Source organism: Natrinema thermotolerans (assembly GCF_031165565.1).
GTDB classification, from domain to species: domain Archaea; phylum Halobacteriota; class Halobacteria; order Halobacteriales; family Natrialbaceae; genus Natrinema; species Natrinema thermotolerans.
Map to the genome: position 1 here is coordinate 439409 of NZ_CP101873.1, position 18481 is coordinate 457889.

Consider the following 18481-nt stretch of genomic DNA (forward strand, 5'->3'; position numbering starts at 1 on the left):
CGCTCGGTCCCGATCAGCGCCGGACGGGAACGCCGCGCTCATCGAGATAGGCCTTCGTCTCCTCGATGGAATACTCGTCGAAGTGGAAGATCGACGCCGCGAGCCCGGCGTCGGCACCGGCCTCGGTGAAGACGTCGTACATGTCCTCGGGGCCGCCACAGCCCGAGGACGCGATCACGGGCGTATCGACGGCGTCACAGACCGCCTCCGTCAGCGGGAGGTCGTAGCCGTCCTTGGTGCCGTCCTTGTCGATGGAGTTGACGAAGAGTTCGCCCGCACCACGGGATTCGGCTTCGGCGGCCCACTCGAGGACGTCGATTCCGGTCCCCTCGCGGCCCCCCTTCTTGGTACACTCGAACCAGCAGGACTCGCCGTCGACCTCGACGTAGTGTTCCCCCTGCTCGTCGAAGCGCCGTCTGGCGTCGACGCTGATGACGATACACTGGCTGCCGAAGGCGCGTGCCCCCTCGTTGATCAGTTCGGGGCGTTCGAGCGCGCCAGTGGTGATCGAGACCTTGTCCGCGCCGGCCCGCAGGGTCTCCTTGATGTCGTCGGTCGTTCGGATCCCCCCGCCGACGGTGAGCGGGATAAAGACCTCGTCGGCGACGCGTTCGACGACGTTCAGCATCGTCTCCCGGCCGTCCGCGGAGGCGGTGATGTCGAGGAAGACGAACTCGTCTGCCCCCGCACGGTTGTAGGCGCGGGCCATCTCGACCGGGTCGCCGGTGTATTGCAGGTCCTCGAAGTTGACGCCGGTGTAGACCGCCGGGTTCCCGTCCTCGTCGAGATCCACGTCGATACACGGGATGACGCGTTTTGTCAGTACCATGTGGTCGTTACCCGACCGTTCGCGCCCGGGATAGTAAAGGGGTCTGGATCGGGCGAATTCCACTCGATGGGTCGCCGTCGGCAGCGCGGCCGCTCGAGACCCGTGTCGGTGATCTTAAGCGGTCGAGCCGAGAACACGCGAGTATGACGGACGACAGCGACACCGCAACGGAGGACGACACGGGAGCCGACGTCGGCCACGACCCCGCGGCCGACCGGACGACCGCACCGATGAGCGACTTCTCGGCGGGGGAAGCGCTGACCGGTGCGCTCGTCGCACTGGTCGGCATTGCGATCGCGTTCGGAATCCCGCTCCTTACGGTCGGCGTCTAGGTTAGAAGACGTACTCGTCGTCGTGGCCCATCATCCCGTCGTCTTCGAAGCCGGTACCGCCGGTTCCAGCCCCCTCCTCTTCGTCCGATGGGCCGCTGGTCTTGTACGCCTTGATGCCCGTCGATAGGAGGTCCTCGATCGCCTCCTCGCGGTTGACGAACTCGCCGCGCTCGACCATCTGGGCGATCTGCATCTCGAGGTGTTCCGGTATGGTGATCTCTACTTTCGGCATCTGATTCGGCTTTCGGCGAGGGGGTATTTAGGTTTGACGGGGACTCTACACCAGTCGAAACCGATCGGTCAGGCAGCCGAAACGAGACCGCGTTTCAGTCCCACAAAACCGAGGACGCGTGTGGGATCGGTAAGCGACGGCAGTCGGATGGCACTGTCTCATACGGTTTGCTGTACCGAGTTCCCGGTGGGACCGGGCGGTCGCGGCCCCTCCGGCAATGGCGGACAGTAGACCGTCTCAGTTCGGGGATCGAGACGACCGACTCAGCGGTTGCCCATCATCGAGTCGAACGCGTTCTTCAGGGTCGTACCGGGTTGGGTCAGCGTCTCCAACTGTTGGCGCATCTTGCGCTGGTTGAAGTAACTCGCGAACGCGAGGATCGTCGGGGGCCAGAGGCCGACGAACGTCCCGAGGTCGCGCTCGCCGCGGATGAAGAAGTAATACAGCGAGAGTCCGACCGAGGCGGCTGACGCGACGAACGCCGGCCCCATCGCCTGCTCGCCCATCTCTTCCGGTTCTGTGTCTGTCATTTCTCGTTCCGTTAACTGTTGTCTACTCGCCATGCGATCGTACCCTCGGCGAGACCGTACTAAGGGATGGCGAGGGTTTCGACGGAAACTATCGAGTTGCAGTCACGCCGCGACCGTTTCGATCAGTTTCGACCCCGCTCCCGTCTCGTGAATATTGCCTTTTTCGAGCGACAGCCTGTCGGGACCGACCCGCTCTCGAGTCTCGGCTCGAGTCACCGGTCGACGACGGATCGGTGACCGGCCGACGCTGTCCGGCCGCAGCCGCGACGGCCATCCACGGGGACGGCGATCGATGGCGTCACATCTACGTCCGTTCGACCGTACGGACGGATATGGACGCGACCGACGTCACGGATCTCTATCAGGAATTCGGCGACGAACGGCTGCCGCCGGGACAGCGCGAAACGACCGCCTTCCCGGTCCTCTCGAAGAGCGGGACGCCCGACTGGGACCCGGAGACCTGGGAGTTCACCGTCACCGGCGCAGTCGAGGAGGAACTGACCTTCTCGTGGGAGGAGTTTCGCGAACTGCCGTCGGTCACACAGCGTCAGGACTTCCACTGCGTGACCGGCTGGAGCAAGTTCGACTGTTCGTTCACCGGCGTTTCCTTCCCCGAACTCGCCGAGCGGGCCGGCGTCGACCCGGAAGCCGTCCACGTGATGTTCTCCGGGCTGGACGGCTACACTACGGATCTGCCCCTCGAGGACTGTCTGCGCGAGGAGGTCCTGTTCGCGTGGGCGTTCGACGGCGAGCCCCTGCCCGATGACCACGGCGGTCCACTCCGGGTGGTCACGCCCCACAAGTACGCCTACAAGGGTGCCAAGTGGGTCGATGGCGTCGAGTTCCTCACCGAGCCCCAGCGGGGTTACTGGGAGCGGCGTGGCTACTCCCAGACTGCGAACCCGTGGGAGGAGCAGCGATACAGCTGATCGATTCGCCAATAGTCAGGCTGAAGTCCGGCCGGTCCTGACGTGCGATCGATGGATCGATCGTCGGGCGACAGTCGACTGGCGGGCGGGACGAACGGGGCCGACGGCGCTGCCGATCTCGTCAGTCGGAGCCGCGAACTCGAGGGGGTCGCTGCGGACACGATCCTCGACGGCAGCGCCGCCGCCCGCGTCCAGTGGGCCACGCCCGACGGGCTGGAACTGGTCGGGCGAGGGATCGCAGCCGAGTTCACCGCCGGCGGAACCGGCCGCTTCGACCGACTCCGCGACCGGGCGAACCGGGTGTTTTCCGGGCTCGTTCACGACGGACCGGAGCCGGCCCGTCCGCGGGCCGTCGGCGGTGTCGCCTTCCATGACGGCCACGAGCCGACGCCGCCCTGGACCGGGTTCCCGGCAGCGTCGTTTATCGTGCCGCGAGTGCAGGTCGTGCGGACCGACGACGGCACCTGGCTCACGGCCGTCGGCGATCGGGCCGGCGAGGCCGACGACCGACTCGAGCGCTGGCACGACCGCCTGACGGTCTCGCCGGGGTCGGGGCCGAGCGGCTCGACGCCCGGCGTCGCCGCGACCCGGCGGACGACCTCGCCAGCCGAGTGGACGACGCAGGTCGACACCGCCCTCGAGCGGATCGCTGACGGCAGGCTGCGGAAGGTCGTTCTCGCACAGGCGCTGTCGGTTGAACTCGAGGGGCCGATCGACGTCGCGGCGACCCTCGAGCGGTTGGGCCGACAGTACCCGAACTGCTATCGCTTTTCGATCGGTCACGGCACCGGCGGCACCTTCTTTGGCGCGCCGCCGGAGCGGCTGGTCTCGAAACGCGGCCAGCGCGTCGAGACCGAGGCGCTCGCCGGCTCGGTACCCCGCGGCGAGACGCCGGCCGAGGACGAGGATCACGTCGAGCGCATGCGCGGTGACGAGAAGTTCCAGCACGAACACGGGCTCGTCGTCGACGCGATCCGCGAACAGCTCGCGCCGTTTGCCCGCGACCTGACGGTCAGCGAGCAGACGATCCGCCGGCTGGCGACGATTCAGCACCTACAAACGCCGATCGAGGCGACGCTCTCGAGCGATCGACACGTCCTCGAAATCGTCGAGGCGCTCCATCCGACCCCCGCGGTCGGCGGCGTCCCGCCGGACGCGGCCTGGGAGACGATCCGCGAGACGGAGTCGTTCGACCGGGGCTGGTACGCTGCCCCGGTGGGCTGGTTCGACGCCGACGGCGACGGCGAGTTCGCGGTCGGACTCCGCTCGGGCGTCGCGACCGACGAGCAGGTCACCCTCTTTGCGGGCAGCGGCATCGTCGCCGACAGCGATCCCGACGAGGAGTGGGACGAGGTACAGTTGAAGTTCCGACCGGTCCTCGACGAACTCAGATAGACCGATGACGGCACCGAACCGCGCGACCCTGTGGGGCCGCGTGCTGGCCGACGAACTCGCCAAAAGCGGCCTCGAGGCCGTCTGTCTCGCGCCCGGGAGCCGCTCGACGCCGCTGACGGTTGCCTTCGCGGAACACGACGGGATCGACGTCTACTCGCATCTCGACGAACGCTCGGCGGCGTTTTTCGCGCTCGGACGTGCGCGACGCACCGGCGATCCGACGGCACTGGTCTGTACCTCGGGCACGGCCGCGGCGAACTTCCACCCCGCCGTCATGGAGGCCGATCGGGCCCGCGTTCCGCTGCTCGTGCTGACGGCCGACCGGCCCCCGGAACTGCGCGACAGCGGCGCGAACCAGACCGTCGATCAGGTCAAACTCTACGGCGACGCGGTCCGATGGTATACCGAACTCCCCGAACCGGAGGCCGACGAGCGGAAAGTGAGAAGTCTACGGACCACTGCGGCCCGTGCGCTCGCCGAGACCGACGGCGTTCCGCCCGGACCAGTCCACGTCAACTGTCCGTTCCGCAAGCCCCTCGAGCCGATCGAGGTACCCGGCGACGTGCCCGACGCCTTCCCCGAGACGACGGCCGGCCGGGGGCGTGACGGGCCGTTCGTGGAAACCGCGAGCGGCCGGCAGCTCCCGGACGACGCGGACCGCGACCGGCTGGCTGCGGCACTTGCAGACGCTGACCGCCCGCTGCTCGTGGCGGGGCCGGCCGATCCGACGACGCTTCCCGTCCTCGAGCCCGCTGCCGTCACGCGACTCGCGGAGCGGCTCGGTGCCCCGATTCTGGCGGACCCCCTCTCGGGGCTGCGCTTTGGCCCGCACGTCGACCGCGAAAACGCGAACTCGCTACCGCGAACGATCTACGGCGGCTACGACACCTACGTCGGACAACTGCCGCCGCCGGACGTCGTCCTTCGGTTCGGTGCCTCCCCCACCTCGAAGCCGCTCCGTCACTGGCTGCGCGACGCCGACGCCCGCCAGTTCCTCGTCGATCCCCCCGGAAAGTGGCGCGAGGCCACCTTTACCGCGACCGATCTGCTAGCGGCCGATCCCACGGCCGTCGTCGACGGACTGCTCGAGGCGCTCCCCGACCGGGACGGCCGTTCCGAGATCGACCGCGACTGGCGCAAGCGCCTCGCGGCGGCGGAACGTCGCCACTGGGCGATCCGCGACGAGGCGCTCGCCCCGGACGCACTCGAGACCGACCCCTTCGAGGGGGCGATCCTCGCCGACGTGTTCGCGGCCGCGCCGGATCCGGCGACGGTGTTCGTCTCGAACAGCATGCCGATCCGGGACGCCGACCGGTTCGCCCGGCCGCGGGCGGCCGAGCTGACGGTACTGGCCAACCGCGGGGCGAGTGGAATCGACGGGATCACCAGCACGGCACTCGGCGCCGGCAGCACGGCCGACGAGCCGCTGGTGCTGGTCACCGGCGATCTGGCGTTCTATCACGATTCGAACGGCCTGCTCGCGCTCGAGCGCTGCGGCGTCGACGCCACGATCGTCCTGCTGGACAACGACGGCGGCGGCATCTTTCACGAACTGCCGATCGAGGCGTTCGAGCCGCCCTTCACCGACCAGTTCAAGACGCCCCACGGCCTCGACTTTTCGGCGCTCGAGGAGCTATACGACCTCGCGTTCGAACGCGTCGCGCCGGCGGACTTTGCCGCGGCCTATCGCCGGTCGCTCGAGACGCCGGGCACCCAGGTTCTCTCGGTCGCGTTCGACTCCGAGGCGAGTCATCGGCGACGTGACGCCCTCGCGGACCGCGTTACCGACGCGGTCGCGACCGACCTCGAGCACGACGTGTAACTCCCGCTTTCCGCCCGATTCCGTTCGCTACGGTTGCAAGACCCACCACAGCACGACGGCGTAGCCCAGCGGAATCCAGACGAACCCGAGCGCGAACAGGCCGAACAGCGATCCGAGCCCGACCGGCGACAGCACCGCGATCCCGAGCGGGAACAGGATGCTCCACCCGCCGAAGACGCCGATCGCCAGCCGCGGCATCGTCAACAGATACCCCACCAGCGCGAGCGTACAGCCGGCGAGGACGACGTTGACGGGCAGCGAAAAGAACGGGGTGAGACTCGCCCAGACGAGCAGCGGGTACAACACGGCGACGGCCCCGACCGACGTCGCCGTCGACCGATCGATCCGCCGGCCTTCCCACTCGAGGTCGATCTCGTCGTCCCAGCCGTGGACGGAGTAACTGAAGCCGTCATCCGCCGTCGCGTCGTCGCTCTCGGTCGAACCTGCCGACTCGTTCGACTCCGCTTCATCGTCCGCGCCGAAGGGCCAGTCGCCGGTCGCCTGCCGCGTGGCCCGTTGCTGGCGGCGTCGCGATCGCTGGCGGGCGTGGTGGCTCGAGGTTCGACCCGTCGTTCCGTCCGTGGCCGTCGTGTTAGCGGCCCCTCGAGCGCGGCCGGTCCGGCGGCCCGTTCGCCGTCCGGTCGTCGCGCCGCCGGTTTCCGTTCCCGCCGTCGCGTTCGTGCGGCCGCCCGTCGGGTGCGAGCCGGTTCGCTCGGTGGTCCGGTTCGAACCGTCGTCGGCAGCCTCGCCGGTCGCGTCGTCGCGTGCGGTGCCGTCGGCGAGTCCGACGTAGGCCTCGTGACCGAGTCGGTCGTAGCGGGCCCGTTCGTCCCCGTCGGTCAATACCGATCTGGCAGTCTGGACCCGCTGGAACCGCTCGGTCGCGTCGGGGGCGTCGGAGTGGTCCGGGTGAGTCTCGAGGACGCGATCGCGGTAGGCCGACTCGATCTCGTCGGGAGTGGCGTCCGGGTCGACCCCAAGGACCTCGTAGTAGGTCTCCCCCATCGGGTAGCCGATCGGTCGGCCGGCTGAAAAATAAATCGGCCCGAACGGCTCCGTGCCGGGTCGTCGGATTCGAGCAGAACGCCGCGTCTCGAACAAATGAATCGTATACCGATATACGAAATACACCGTCGATATCGGATCGGCGAGGGCGATTTCGAGTCACCGCGAACCGATCGGTCGAAGCGGCCCGTCGGCTCCTCGCGTACTGTTCGGCGCGGAGACGACGCACCCGTCTCGCGGTCTCGAGATGTAACCGGCCGACCGCCCCGCTCGAGTCAGGCGTTGCGGTCCGTTCCGGACTCGATGCCGGACTGCATGAACTGTGCCAGAATGCGACCGATGCTGCTGCCGGCCGTCCACATCGCCTCCTCGTCGACGGCCTCGTCGTCGGTCGCGACCGACAGCAACACCGTTCCCTCATCGATCATCAGGGCCCGGCCGGCGAAGTCGGCGGGGTTGTCCTCGCCCATCACGATCACCCGGATCGGACTCGCCGCGAAGCGTTCGCGGATCGCCTCCTCGGCCGTGACGACGGTGACGTCGGTCCCCTGCGTCGCCCGCTCGCGCAGTGCCGTTTCGATCGCCTCGGTCAACGACCGGCTCGAGGGCGCAGTGAAGACGACGGCTGCCGCCGCCTCGCCGATCAACTCGGCGATCCGATCGTCGATCGGTTGGCGGCCCCGGAGGGTCGACACCGAGCCGTCGTCCGGGCGGTCCGGCGTCGCGGTCCGGAGTTCCGCGAGGTTTGCGAACGCCCGCTCGCGCTCGCGCTCGAGCCGGTTCGTCAACTGCTCGCGGGCGGCGGCGAGACTCACCGGCCGGTACCGTTTCGGTGACGACTCGGTCAGTTCGACGAGTCCGCGCTCGAGGAGATCGTCGGCCGCGCCGTAGACCTGCGACCGGGGGACCTCCGAGATTTCGCTGATCTCCTGTGCGGTCCCCGTCCCCAGTTCCTGGAGGGCGACGAAGACGCGGGCCTGATAGTTCGGCAGGCCGAGCCGTTTCAGCGCCGCGACTGCATCTCGTGTACTCATGAATACCTGCGGGTCGGTCGCTCGAGGGTTCGCGCGTCGGGCCTATCAGTAGCGGGGTTCCCCGATTGGATATATTTTGTAGTATCCTACAATACTTATGTCCCCGGGTGGGGAACGGCTGGTAATGGATCCGGCCGATCGGTACGCGGCGTTCGTGACCGCACACAGCAAGGCGATCATCGCGGTCGTGCTGATAGCGACGTTGCTCGTCGCCAGCGGGGCGGGTAGCGTCGACTCGGAGCTGACGATCGCGAACTTCGAGAGCGACTCGACGGAGGCCGCGAAGTACGACCAACTCCGGTCCGACTTCGCGACCGAAGGGGAGAACACGACCGTCGTCCAGGTCGTCGTCCGCGACGAGAACGCCCTGTCGAAAGCGTCGCTGCTCGAGGGGCTGACACTCCAACAGGCCATCGCCGACGACGGCGACGTGAACGCGACGCTGCGGGACCGGCAGCCGATGGTCGGGCTTTCGAACGTCGTCGCGACCGCGGCGATTCGAGAAGCCGAGGCCGGCAACGGGACTCCCAACGGGTCCGACGGCGGGGTCAACGGTTCGGCACCGCCGTCGCTCGAGGCCCAGATCGCGCAACTGGAGTCGATGTCGGAAAGCGAGGTCGAAGCGACCGTCGAACGGGTGCTGGCCCCGGAGTCGGCGGCCGCGGGCACAGTCGATCCCTACTCGCTGTTGCCGACCGACTACGAGCCGGGCGCGACGACGACCGACGGGCGCGTCCTCTACGTCTTTCAGGACACGAGCGGCGCGACCGGTGACGATCTCCCCGCGGACGTGGCCGACGCCCAGCTCGAGATCCGGGAGCTGTCCGCGGCGACGTTGACGTCCGGGGAGAGCTTCGTCTTCGGGAGCGCCGTCGTCGACGCCGAGAGTACGCAGGCGACCGGCGAGAGCTTCGCGATCATCTCGCCGATCGCGTTGCTGATCATCGTCCTCGCGCTGGGGATCGCCTACCGCGACGTCTTCGACATCGGGCTCGGGCTCGCCGGGATCGCGCTCGTCCTCGCGTGGATGGCCGGCTTCATGGGCTGGGCCGGGATCGGCGTGACGCAGATCCTGATCGCCGTTCCGTTCCTGCTGATCGGGCTCTCGATCGACTACGCGTTACACGTCGTGATGCGCTACCGGGAGGCCAGCGACGACGATCCCGACGCGACGCCCCGGACGGCGATGCGTCGGGGGTTGGCCGGCGTCGTCGTCGCCATCGGTGCCGCCACGTTCACGACCGCCGTCGGGTTCCTCTCGAACGTCGTCAGCCCGCTGGCCTCGATCAGGGAGTTCGGCATCGTCAGCGCCGTCGGCATCGTGTCGGCGTTTCTCGTCTTCGGCTTGCTCTTGCCCGCGCTGAAACTCGAGCTCGACGGGGGGCTCGAGCGACTCGGCCTGTCGCGTCGCCGGCCGGCATTCGGTCGCGGCGGCGTCGCCAGCCGGGTCCTCAGCGTCGGTGCCGAAATCGCCGACCGGGGGCCGTACGTCGTCATCGCCATTGCACTCGTCCTGAGCGCGGCCGGGGGCGCGGCCGCGACGGACATCGACACGTCGATCGAGCAGACGGACTTCCTGCCCCGGGACTCGCCGGCCTGGATGGACTCGCTGCCCGGTTCGTTGCAGCCCAGCGACTACCAACTGCGCGAGCAGGCGCTGTATCTGAACGACCGGTTCGCCCAGTCGCGCGATCAGTCGAGGGCGGAGGTACTGATTGAGGGGCCAGTCACCGACCCCGACACGCTCGAGCGGGTCGCGGCCGGCAGGGATCGGGCGGCGAACGCCTCGTCCGCACAGACGTTGGCGAACGGCCGCCTGCAAGCGACCGGACCGCTCGAGACCATCGAGTCGGTCGCCGCGGACAACGAGACGGTCGCCGCCGTGGTCGACGACGCCGACACCGACGGCGACGGCGTGCCGGAGGAAAACCTCGCGGCGGTCTACGACGCGGTCTACGCCGCCGATCCGTCGGCGGCCGCCGAGACGATCAATCGAGCGGACGGCGAGTACCGGTCCCTCCGGCTCTCCGTGGGCCTCTCCGGCGGGGCGAACACGGCGACGATCACCGAGGAGATGCGAGCGGTCGCGACGACCATCGAGAGCGACTCCGGGCTGACGGTGACGGCGACCGGCCAGCCGATCGTCGAGGAACTCGTCCAGCAGGGGCTGCTCGAGACGCTCGTGCAGGGCTTCGCGATCACGTTCGCCGTCATCCTCGCGTTCCTGACGGCGACGTTCTGGCTCCGCTACCGGACGCTCTCGCTCGGTGCGGTCGTCATCGCGCCGGTCCTGTTCGCACAGGCGTGGCTGTTCGGGACGATGTACCTCGCGGGGATTCCCTTTACCTCCGAGACGGCCATCATCGCGGCGATCGGCATCGGGATCGGCGTCGACTACGCGATCCACGTCGGCGAGCGGTTCCTCGAGGAGGAGCGAGCGCGGGGTGACCCCATCGCGTCGCTCCGGCGAGCGGTCCGGGGGACCGGCGGCGCGTTACTCGCCAGCGCCGTCACGACCGCCGCGGGCTTTGGCGTCCTCGTGTTCGCGCTCGTGCCGTCGCTGCGGCGCTTTGGCTTCGTCACGAGCGTCGCGATCGCGTACGCGTTCCTCGCGAGCATCGTGGTCCTGCCGAGCCTGCTCGCGGTCTGGGCGCGGTACACCGACTACGACGGGACCGACGACGACGCCACTGACGACCTCGCTGACACGACCGGCTGACCCCGGCCGGCAGTCGACCTCGCGCGGGGAGTCGACGACGACCCGGCCGAGACGCGAATCTATTTCAGCCGTCGCCCGCCACACTCGAGCAATGGTTTCGGAACTCTTCGATCCCGAGCAGTGGGAGCCTGCGGCACTGAACGACGAGTTCAGGGACATCACCTACCACCGCGCGGTCGACGCCGGGACGGTCCGGATCGCGTTCGACCGGCCCGACGTCCGCAACGCCTTCCGGCCGGGGACCGTCGACGAACTCTACGACGCCCTCGACCACGCCAAGCGCCAGACCGACGTGGGCTGTATCCTGCTGACCGGGAACGGGCCGTCTTCGAAGGACGGCGGCTGGGCGTTCTGTTCCGGCGGCGATCAGACGGTTCGCGGCGAGGACGGGTATCAGTACGAAGGGGACGAGGAGAGCGAGGCGCAACGCGCCTCGGAAGACGCGAGCGGACAGGGTCCGCGAGCGCAAGCCTCTGAGCAGGGACGGCTCCACATCCTCGAGGTCCAGCGCCTCATTCGGCACATCCCGAAGGTGGTCGTCGCGGTGGTGCCGGGCTGGGCCGTCGGCGGGGGCCACTCGCTGCACGTCGTCTGTGACCTGACCCTCGCGAGCGAGGACCACGCGAAGTTCCTCCAGACCGACCCGGACGTGGCCAGCTACGACGCCGGCTTCGGCTCCGCGTACTTGGCCAAACAGATCGGCCAGAAGAAAGCCCGCGAGGTCTTCTTCCTCGGGAAGACCTACGACGCCGAGGAGGCCGCCGACATGGGCATGGTCAACGAGGCAGTCCCCCACGGGGAACTCGAGGAGACCGCCCTCGAGTGGGGCGAGCGCATCAACTCCAAGAGCCCGACGGCGATGCGGATGCTCAAGTACGCCTTCAACATGACCGACGACGGGATGGTCGGCCAGCAGGTCTTCGCCGGCGAGGCGACGCGGCTGGGCTACATGACCGACGAAGCGAAGGAGGGTCGGGACGCGTTCGTCGAGGGTCGCGATCCGGACTTCGATGACTTCCCGTGGCACTACTAACCGAAGGCCCGTATATCGAACCGATGCACCGACGAACGATCCTCCGGCGGACGACGCTGCCGGCCGCGCTCGCGCTCGCGGGCTGTACCGCGCCCAGCGGCGAGCCCGACGGAGAGGCCGACGCCGGGGGCGGAAGCGACGGCTCCGAGGGCGTCTCGGGAACCCCGCCGATCCCGATGCTTGAGGACCCGCCGGAGGCGGTCTATCTACCCGGCCACCGGAAGTCGATGCGCGTTCTCGAGCCGGTCGATGCCGGCGAGTACGCGCTGACCCCGATGCTGTCGTACCCCCATCCGTTCTGGATCGTCACGGCGAACTACCGCGAGTTCGTCGAGCCCGCGGCCGGCCGTGGGGTCCACCTGATGGTCGTCGTCTGGGACCGGGAGACGGGACGGGTCTTGCCCGGTGCCGAGCCGAGGGCGACGGTCTCCCGCGACGGGCGCGAGATCGATTCGCGGGCGCTGTGGCCGATGCTCTCCCAGGAGATGGGCCTCCACGTCGGCGACAACGTCGACCTCCCGGCGGACGGGACCTACGCTGTCGACGTCGAGTTCCCGCCGCTCTCGATCCGCCGGACCGGCTCGCTGGCGGGCCGGTTCGCCGAGGGGGCGACCGCCACCTTCGAGTTCACCTACGATCGGGCGTTCCGCGAGGCCGTCGTCGAGGGGATCGAACTGCTCGATCGGGAGCGGTGGGGCCAGCGGGGCGCGCTCGAGCCGATGGTGGACCGCGCCGGAACCGACGACGGGAGTCGCGACGGCTCCGACGACGACGGAAGCGATGCCGACGACGGCCGTGACGCGGCCGGCGACGGGGACGGCGGAACGGAGCCAATGATCCCCTACTCGAGGGTGCCGCCGGCGGACGCCTATCCGGGAACGCGGCTGGTCGAGTCTGTCGGCGGCGAGACGGACGCCACGGCCGGCGACGGCCTCCCCACGAGCGGCGACGCGGCGTTCGTCGTCGCGTTGCTCGAGCCCGAATCGCGACTCGCCGACGGCGACGACCCCTATCTGCTCGTCTCGCCGCGGACGCCGTACAACCGGGTGCCGCTCTCGAACGCGTCGCTGCGGGTCGTCCTCGAGCGCGACGCCCGGCAGGTCCTCGACGAGCGCCTCGAGCCGGTGATCGACGGTGAGTACGGGCACCACTACGGGCGGTCCGTCTCGGACGTTCGGGAGAGTGACACGGTCCGGATCGCGGTCGAGTCGCCCCCGCAAACGGCCCGCCATCAGGGCTACGAAACGGCGTTTTTCGGGATGGACCCGGTCGAACTCGTGGTCCCGTCGGCGTAGCCGGTTCCTCCGGTCGCTTCCCCGATCGCCCGCGGCCGTGACCGCCGGCGGTCACTCGCAATGCCAACGTTGACACTCTCTCGAGTGGGACACTCGAACCATGAGTTCGGCCGAGGTCGAGACATCACGGACGAAGGCGTGGCTGATGGCGGCCCGCCCGCAGACCTTGCCCGCGGCCGCGGCCCCGGTGATCGTCGGGTCGGGGCTGGCGGCCGCCGAGGGCGTGTTCGCGCCGCTGCCGGCGATCGTGGCCTTCGTCGGCGCGGCGCTGATCCAGATCGGGACGAACTTCGCGAACGACTACTACGACGCCGTCAAGGGGGCCGACACCGAGGACCGCGAGGGCTTTACCCGGGTCACCCAGTCGGGGCTCATCTCGCCCGCACAGGTCAAGCTCGCGACGATCGTCACCTTCGGACTGGCGATCTGCTCGGGGACCTATCTCGTCTACGTGGGGGGCGTTCCGATCCTCGTCGTCGGACTCGTCAGCGTCTTCTGCGGATGGGCCTACACCGGCGGCCCCTATCCGCTGGGCTATCACGGGTTGGGCGATCTCTTCGTCTTCGTCTTCTTCGGCCTCGTCGCCGTGACCGGGACCTACTACGTACAGGCCGCGGCCGTCCTCGCGGAGCCGCTCGCGACGACGATCCCCGACGGCACCGTCCCGCTCGAGGCCGTGATCGCGAGCCTGCCGATCGCCGGGCTCTCGACGGCGATTCTCGTCGTGAACAACGTCCGGGACAAGGAGACCGACACCGAGGCGGGCAAACGGACCCTCGCGGTCCGGCTGGGCTACCGCTGGAGTCGCGTGGAGTACGTGGCCATGCTCGCGATCGCCTACGTCGTTCCGGGCTGGTTCTGGCTCGCGACCGACGTCGGACCCGGTGTGTTGCTCCCGCTGGTGACGCTGCCCTACGCCGCGACGATCGCGCGAACCGTCCTGACCCGAACCGATGGCGAGGCGCTCAACCCCGCGCTCGAGGCGACCGGCAAGCTGCTCGCGATCTATGCCGTCTGTTTCGCCGGGGGGCTGGTGCTGCTATGAGCGCCGCCGAGGACCTCTCGCTTGCGTATCGTCCCTTCTCGCTCGACCTCGTTGAGCCGCTCGAGACGGCCGACGGGACGATCGCGTCCCGGGACGGCTTTCTCGTCCGACTGGTCGACGAGGCCGACGACGGCAGCGACGGAGCCGGCGACGAGCCGGCCGTCGGCTACGGAGAAGCGACGCCGCTGCCGGGCTGGACCGAGTCCCGGGAGGACTGTGAGCGCGCCCTCGAGCGCGCACAGGAGGCGCTTCGAACCGACGGCCCGAGCGAGGCCCTCGAGGCCGTCGACCGGCAGGTCGCGGCCCGTCACGCCCTCTCGCTGGCACTGGCCGATCTGCAGGCGACCCGCGAGTCGACGCCGCTGTATCGCTACCTCGGACAGGGGCCGATGGTCGGGCGGGTGCCGGTCAACGCGACGATCGGCGACGGCTCACCGGACGAGACGGTCGCCGCGGCCCGCGCGGCCGTAGATCGGGGCTTTACCACCTGCAAGCTGAAGGTCGGCCTCCGGAGCGTCGAGGACGACATCGAACGCGTCCGCCGAGTCCGCGAGGCCGTCGGCGACCGGATCGAACTGCGGGCCGACGCCAACGAGGCCTGGACCTTCGAGGAGGCCCAGTCGGCGCTCGAGGGCTTTGCCGACTGCGGCGTCTCGATCCTCGAGCAGCCCCTCCCGGCGGGCGCGCTCGAGGGTCACGCCGACCTCCGCGAGGAGAGCCCGGGCGTCTCGATCGCGCTTGACGAGGGGCTGTTGGAACACGGCGTCGACGCGATCTGTGACGCCGGGGCGGCCGACGTCGTCGTCCTGAAGCCGATGGCGCTGGGCGGGATCGACGTCGCTCGACAGGTCGCCGCGTGGCTGTCCGAACTCGAGGTCGCGCCGCTGGTGACGACCACCATCGACGGGGTCGTCGCGCGCACCGGCGCGGTACATCTGGCGGCCGCGATCCCCGACGTGCCGGCCTGCGGACTGGCAACCGGCGATCTGCTCGCGACGGATCTGGGCCGGGATCCCGTCCTGATCGAGAAGGGGTCGGCCGTCGTCCCGCAGGCGAAGGGACTGGGCGTCTCGGACGTCTGGGGTGACCGATGACCGGCGGCCTCGAGTGGCCGACGCGGGACCTGCTCGCCGGTCGTGCCTCGACGACGCCGGACGCGACGGCACTCGTCGACGCCGACGGTGACCGATCGTGGACGTACAGGGCGTTCGACCGGCGGGTCGACGCCGTCGCGGCGCGACTCGAGACCGTCGTCTCCGGCCCCGACGATCGCCTCGGCGTCCTCATGGGGACGCGGGTCGCGTTCGCCGAGGTCTACTTCGCGGCGATGCGACTCGGCGTCACGATCGTCCCGTTGAACGTCCGGGAAACGGCAGCGGAACTCGCCTCGAAGGCCGACCGTACCGCCGTCGACGCGGTCGTCTGCGAGGCGGCGACCGAAGAACTCGCCCTCGAGGTCACGGACGCCCCGATCCGCTCGGTCGACGCCCCCGATCGCGACGGCGTCGACCCGCTCGAGCCGATCGACGGGGCGTCCGTGACGCCGGTCGCGCTCGAGCGCGACGACACGCATCTGCTCATGTTCACGTCGGGCACGTCGGGCGAGCCGAAGGCCGTCCGACTGACGGTCGGCAACCTCGTCGCCAGCGCGACCGCCTCGGCGTTCCGGCTCGGCGTCCTGCCGGCCGACCGGTGGCTCTGCTGTCTGCCGATGTATCACATGGGCGGGCTGGCACCGATCGTCCGGTCGACGCTGTACGGAACGACCGCCGTGATCCAGCGCGAGTTCGACCCCCGCGACACCGCCCGCGTCGTCGACGAGTACGATATCACGGGCGTCTCGCTCGTGCCGACGATATGCAAGCGCCTGCTCGAGGCCGGCTGGGAACCGCCGGAATCGCTGCGGTTCGTCCTGTTGGGCGGTGCCCCGGCCTCGCGGGAACTGCTCGAGCGCTGTCGGGAGCGGGGCGTGCCGGCCCACCCGACCTACGGCATGACCGAGACCGCCTCCCAGATCGCGACGGCGACGCCGGCCGAGACCGCGGCCCACGAGGGGACGGTCGGCAAGCCGCTTTCCGGAACCGACGTGACTGTTGTCGACGAGGACGGCACGGTTCTCGGACCGGGCGAACAGGGCGAACTCGTCGTCTCGGGGCCGACGGTGACGCCGGGCTATCTCGACGCCGCCGAGACCGCGGCGGCGTTCGACGACCACGGCCTCCACACCGGCGACGTCGGCTACCGCGATGCAGACGGCCGGCTGTGGGTCCTCAACCGCCGCAGCGACCGCATTGTCACCGGCGGCGAGAACGTCGACCCCGGCGAGGTCGTCGCGGCGCTGCGGTCCCACCCAGCTGTCGAGGACGCCGCGGTCGTGGGTCTCTCCGATCCGGAGTGGGGCGAACGGGTCGCGGCGCTCGTCGTCCCCGAAGCGGGGGCAGCCGCATCGCTCGAGCCAGCGTCCCTGCTCGCTCACTGCGACGAGCGTCTCGCGGGGTTCAAGCGGCCGAAGACGGTCGGGGTCGCCGACTCACTTCCCCGGACGGCATCGGGGACCGTCGACCGCGAGGCGGTCCGCGAGCGCCTGCTTACGGACGGGACCGACCTGAGCGGGTAGTCTCCCGCGTCGCTGGTCAGTCGTCGTCGGAGACGCTCTCGGAGACTGGCCGCTGACGGCGGGTCGGCGGCTCCGAGACCGGCGTCTCGTTGTCGCGAACGTAGTTTCTGGCGACGACGTAGCTGCCGTACAGGACGAGCAACAGGAACAGCGAGAACGGCAGCGCCATCGTCACCGACAGCGACTCGATGGCGCTGAACTCCTCGAGTTCGAGCGACATCATCCCGAAGACGGCGAGCAAGGCACCCCACCACGCGCGGTTTCGCGGGTTCGGGTTCTCGTCGCCGAGCGTGATCGCCGAAATCATAAACACCGCCGAGTCGAGCGAGGTAATGATGTAGCCGGCGATGATGAAGACGAAGAGTACGGCGAGAATCGTTCCATACGGCGTGATCTCGAGGGCTTTCGCGATGGCTGCGGGATTGCCCGACGCGGCCAGTGCCTCCGCGATTGGGGCTTGATACCCCGGTGCGAGCGCCCAGCCGCCGATGAGACCGTGCTGGATCCAGGTAAACAGCGTCGGGACCAGCACGAGGACGGCGAACAGTTCCCTGATCGTGCGGCCCTTCGAGACGCGGGCGACGAAGCTCCCGACGAAGATGCTCCAGGCGGCCCACCAGGCCCACCAGAAGCCGGTCCAGTCGGCCGCCCAGTTGCCCTCGGCCCCCGGCGCGGTGTACAGCGACAGCCGGAACAGGTTGCTGAGCCAGACGCCGGTCGCGTCGAGGTGGAGTTCGAGCATGTACAGCGTCGGCCCGATCACCACGAGTAGGGCCATCGCGGCGCCGATGAGGATCACCGTCGCCCGGGCCGCGTTACGGATCCCCTTCCGGAGGCCGAGCCAGACGTCACCGAGGAAGACCAGCCCGATCAGCGCGAACACCGCGTAGGTGAGTATCCGCGCCTCGAGGCCGAAGACGCCGCTGAGGATCGAGGACATCGTCTGTGCGCTGAACCCGAGCGTCGTCGCGATGCCGCCGATCGTGGCGATCAGCGCCGCCAGATCGACCAGCCAGTAGAGGCCCGGGATTCGGCCCTTGTCGACGACGCCGGCAAGCATCGAACTGATCTTGTACTCGCCGATGCCGTCCGTGTAGACCGCGATCCCGAAGGCGATCGCGACGGGGAGATACCACATCGCCAGCCCCGGGAACACCTCGTGGATGAACATGAACGCGAGCGCCATCGACTCGGTGGATGCGTTCTGGACCGGCGCGGGATCCGGCGGGGGATACTGGACGATCGAAACCGGTTCCGCCACGCCCCAGATGAGGACTGACGCGCCGAACCCGACGGTAAAGACCATCGATAGCCACGAGAAGCGATCGAATTCGGGCTCGGCGTCGGGGCCGCCGATCCGGATCCGGCCGTACCGCGAGGCCGTGAACGCGGTCGCGGCGACCAGCAGGACGAACCCAAGCAGGATGAACCACCAGCCGAAGTAGACGAGGACCCAGCTTTTCGCCCCAATGAGCGCACTACTCAATGCCGACGGCCGCAGGAATCCAACGATCCCAAGCGAGAGCATCACGCCCATCGTCACGAAAAACAGGGCCATCTCTCCCCGCGAGGCGTCCTCGAGGCCGAGGAGTCGACCGACGTTCATCGTTCGACCCCACTGCGCTCGTCGCCGTTCCGTTCGGCGGTCGTCTGCGTATCGTCGC

The 18481-nt window shown here is 69.0% G+C and carries 16 protein-coding genes; 10 read left to right on the forward strand and 6 right to left on the reverse strand.

What is annotated here, in order from left to right:
* Nucleotides 1-13 precede the first annotated feature (13 nt).
* Nucleotides 14-829 carry an imidazole glycerol phosphate synthase subunit HisF gene (hisF, locus tag NP511_RS02370; RefSeq protein WP_049964257.1) on the reverse strand — a complete coding sequence of 272 codons (816 nt, stop codon included), beginning with the start codon at nucleotides 827-829 and terminating at the stop codon, nucleotides 14-16.
* A 143-nt stretch (nucleotides 830-972) separates the two neighbouring features.
* Here hisF and NP511_RS02375 point away from each other — a divergent pair, with 143 nt between their 5' ends.
* Nucleotides 973-1161: a DUF7550 family protein gene (locus NP511_RS02375; RefSeq protein ID WP_006648732.1), complete on the forward strand. Its 189-nt coding sequence runs from the start codon at nucleotides 973-975 to the stop codon at nucleotides 1159-1161.
* 1 nt (nucleotide 1162) lies between these two features.
* Here the strand turns inward: NP511_RS02375 and NP511_RS02380 are convergent, their stop codons facing one another.
* Both NP511_RS02380 and NP511_RS02385 read right to left on the reverse strand, forming a co-directional pair.
* The gene (locus NP511_RS02380; RefSeq protein ID WP_006180851.1) at nucleotides 1163-1393 is read right to left on the reverse strand and encodes a ribbon-helix-helix domain-containing protein; all 231 of its coding nucleotides are present in this window, start codon (nucleotides 1391-1393) and stop codon (nucleotides 1163-1165) included.
* A gap of 263 nt (nucleotides 1394-1656) precedes the next feature.
* A complete protein-coding gene (locus NP511_RS02385; RefSeq protein ID WP_049905537.1) occupies nucleotides 1657-1956 on the reverse strand; it encodes a hypothetical protein in 300 nt (99 codons plus the stop codon).
* Between the two features lie 299 nt (nucleotides 1957-2255).
* Here NP511_RS02385 and NP511_RS02390 point away from each other — a divergent pair, with 299 nt between their 5' ends.
* From NP511_RS02390 to menD, 3 genes are read left to right on the forward strand one after another with little or no spacing between them, the layout of a single operon-like run.
* A complete protein-coding gene (locus NP511_RS02390; RefSeq protein WP_049964555.1) occupies nucleotides 2256-2852 on the forward strand; it encodes a sulfite oxidase-like oxidoreductase in 597 nt (198 codons plus the stop codon).
* A 51-nt stretch (nucleotides 2853-2903) separates the two neighbouring features.
* Nucleotides 2904-4247 (forward strand): isochorismate synthase, encoded by a 1344-nt coding sequence (locus NP511_RS02395; RefSeq protein ID WP_049964258.1) that lies wholly within the window; start codon nucleotides 2904-2906, stop codon nucleotides 4245-4247.
* A gap of 4 nt (nucleotides 4248-4251) precedes the next feature.
* Entirely contained in the window at nucleotides 4252-6069 is a 1818-nt protein-coding gene (gene menD, locus NP511_RS02400) for a 2-succinyl-5-enolpyruvyl-6-hydroxy-3-cyclohexene-1-carboxylic-acid synthase (RefSeq protein ID WP_049964259.1), read from the forward strand.
* Nucleotides 6070-6096: 27 nt separating this feature from the next.
* Here the strand turns inward: menD and NP511_RS02405 are convergent, their stop codons facing one another.
* Nucleotides 6097-7074, reverse strand: coding sequence for a DnaJ domain-containing protein (locus NP511_RS02405; protein WP_049964260.1), 978 nt, complete (start codon nucleotides 7072-7074; stop codon nucleotides 6097-6099).
* Between the two features lie 275 nt (nucleotides 7075-7349).
* Entirely contained in the window at nucleotides 7350-8108 is a 759-nt protein-coding gene (locus NP511_RS02410; protein WP_049964261.1) for a TrmB family transcriptional regulator, read from the reverse strand.
* Between the two features lie 124 nt (nucleotides 8109-8232).
* Here NP511_RS02410 and NP511_RS02415 point away from each other — a divergent pair, with 124 nt between their 5' ends.
* From NP511_RS02415 to menE, 6 genes are all read left to right on the forward strand, one after another.
* A complete protein-coding gene (locus NP511_RS02415) occupies nucleotides 8233-10827 on the forward strand; it encodes an efflux RND transporter permease subunit (protein ID WP_049964262.1) in 2595 nt (864 codons plus the stop codon).
* A 91-nt stretch (nucleotides 10828-10918) separates the two neighbouring features.
* On the forward strand, nucleotides 10919-11860 hold the full coding sequence (locus NP511_RS02420; protein ID WP_049964263.1) for a 1,4-dihydroxy-2-naphthoyl-CoA synthase: 942 nt from the start codon (nucleotides 10919-10921) through the stop codon (nucleotides 11858-11860).
* Between the two features lie 23 nt (nucleotides 11861-11883).
* Entirely contained in the window at nucleotides 11884-13155 is a 1272-nt protein-coding gene (locus NP511_RS02425; RefSeq protein ID WP_049964264.1) for a DUF7350 domain-containing protein, read from the forward strand.
* 100 nt (nucleotides 13156-13255) lie between these two features.
* Nucleotides 13256-14200, forward strand: coding sequence for a 1,4-dihydroxy-2-naphthoate polyprenyltransferase (locus tag NP511_RS02430; protein ID WP_049964265.1), 945 nt, complete (start codon nucleotides 13256-13258; stop codon nucleotides 14198-14200).
* Nucleotides 14197-15294 (forward strand): mandelate racemase/muconate lactonizing enzyme family protein, encoded by a 1098-nt coding sequence (locus tag NP511_RS02435; RefSeq protein WP_049964266.1) that lies wholly within the window; start codon nucleotides 14197-14199, stop codon nucleotides 15292-15294. The genes NP511_RS02430 and NP511_RS02435 overlap by 4 nt, the downstream gene beginning before the upstream one ends.
* Nucleotides 15291-16817 (forward strand): o-succinylbenzoate--CoA ligase, encoded by a 1527-nt coding sequence (gene menE, locus NP511_RS02440; RefSeq protein ID WP_049964267.1) that lies wholly within the window; start codon nucleotides 15291-15293, stop codon nucleotides 16815-16817. Before NP511_RS02435 ends, menE begins: the two co-directional genes overlap by 4 nt.
* Before the next feature lie 16 nt (nucleotides 16818-16833).
* Here menE and NP511_RS02445 read toward each other — a convergent pair whose 3' ends face one another.
* Complete coding sequence (locus NP511_RS02445; protein ID WP_049964268.1) at nucleotides 16834-18423, reverse strand: BCCT family transporter; 1590 nt, start codon at nucleotides 18421-18423, stop codon at nucleotides 16834-16836.
* Nucleotides 18424-18481 lie beyond the last annotated feature (58 nt).

Excerpts from the sequence above, each read along its gene's own strand:
- menE (WP_049964267.1), top strand. The coding sequence starts at position 15,291 with ATGACCGGCGGCCTCGAGTGGCCGACGCGGGACCTGCTCGCCGGTCGT.
- NP511_RS02425 (WP_049964264.1), top strand. The coding sequence starts at position 11,884 with ATGCACCGACGAACGATCCTCCGGCGGACGACGCTGCCGGCCGCGCTC.
- hisF (WP_049964257.1), bottom strand. The coding sequence starts at position 829 with ATGGTACTGACAAAACGCGTCATCCCGTGTATCGACGTGGATCTCGAC.
- NP511_RS02430 (WP_049964265.1), top strand. The coding sequence starts at position 13,256 with ATGAGTTCGGCCGAGGTCGAGACATCACGGACGAAGGCGTGGCTGATG.
- NP511_RS02405 (WP_049964260.1), bottom strand. The coding sequence starts at position 7,074 with ATGGGGGAGACCTACTACGAGGTCCTTGGGGTCGACCCGGACGCCACT.
- NP511_RS02445 (WP_049964268.1), bottom strand. The coding sequence starts at position 18,423 with ATGAACGTCGGTCGACTCCTCGGCCTCGAGGACGCCTCGCGGGGAGAG.
- NP511_RS02420 (WP_049964263.1), top strand. The coding sequence starts at position 10,919 with ATGGTTTCGGAACTCTTCGATCCCGAGCAGTGGGAGCCTGCGGCACTG.
- NP511_RS02375 (WP_006648732.1), top strand. The coding sequence starts at position 973 with ATGACGGACGACAGCGACACCGCAACGGAGGACGACACGGGAGCCGAC.
- menD (WP_049964259.1), top strand. The coding sequence starts at position 4,252 with ATGACGGCACCGAACCGCGCGACCCTGTGGGGCCGCGTGCTGGCCGAC.
- NP511_RS02380 (WP_006180851.1), bottom strand. The coding sequence starts at position 1,393 with ATGCCGAAAGTAGAGATCACCATACCGGAACACCTCGAGATGCAGATC.
- NP511_RS02390 (WP_049964555.1), top strand. The coding sequence starts at position 2,256 with ATGGACGCGACCGACGTCACGGATCTCTATCAGGAATTCGGCGACGAA.
- NP511_RS02385 (WP_049905537.1), bottom strand. The coding sequence starts at position 1,956 with ATGGCGAGTAGACAACAGTTAACGGAACGAGAAATGACAGACACAGAA.
- NP511_RS02395 (WP_049964258.1), top strand. The coding sequence starts at position 2,904 with ATGGATCGATCGTCGGGCGACAGTCGACTGGCGGGCGGGACGAACGGG.
- NP511_RS02415 (WP_049964262.1), top strand. The coding sequence starts at position 8,233 with ATGGATCCGGCCGATCGGTACGCGGCGTTCGTGACCGCACACAGCAAG.
- NP511_RS02435 (WP_049964266.1), top strand. The coding sequence starts at position 14,197 with ATGAGCGCCGCCGAGGACCTCTCGCTTGCGTATCGTCCCTTCTCGCTC.
- NP511_RS02410 (WP_049964261.1), bottom strand. The coding sequence starts at position 8,108 with ATGAGTACACGAGATGCAGTCGCGGCGCTGAAACGGCTCGGCCTGCCG.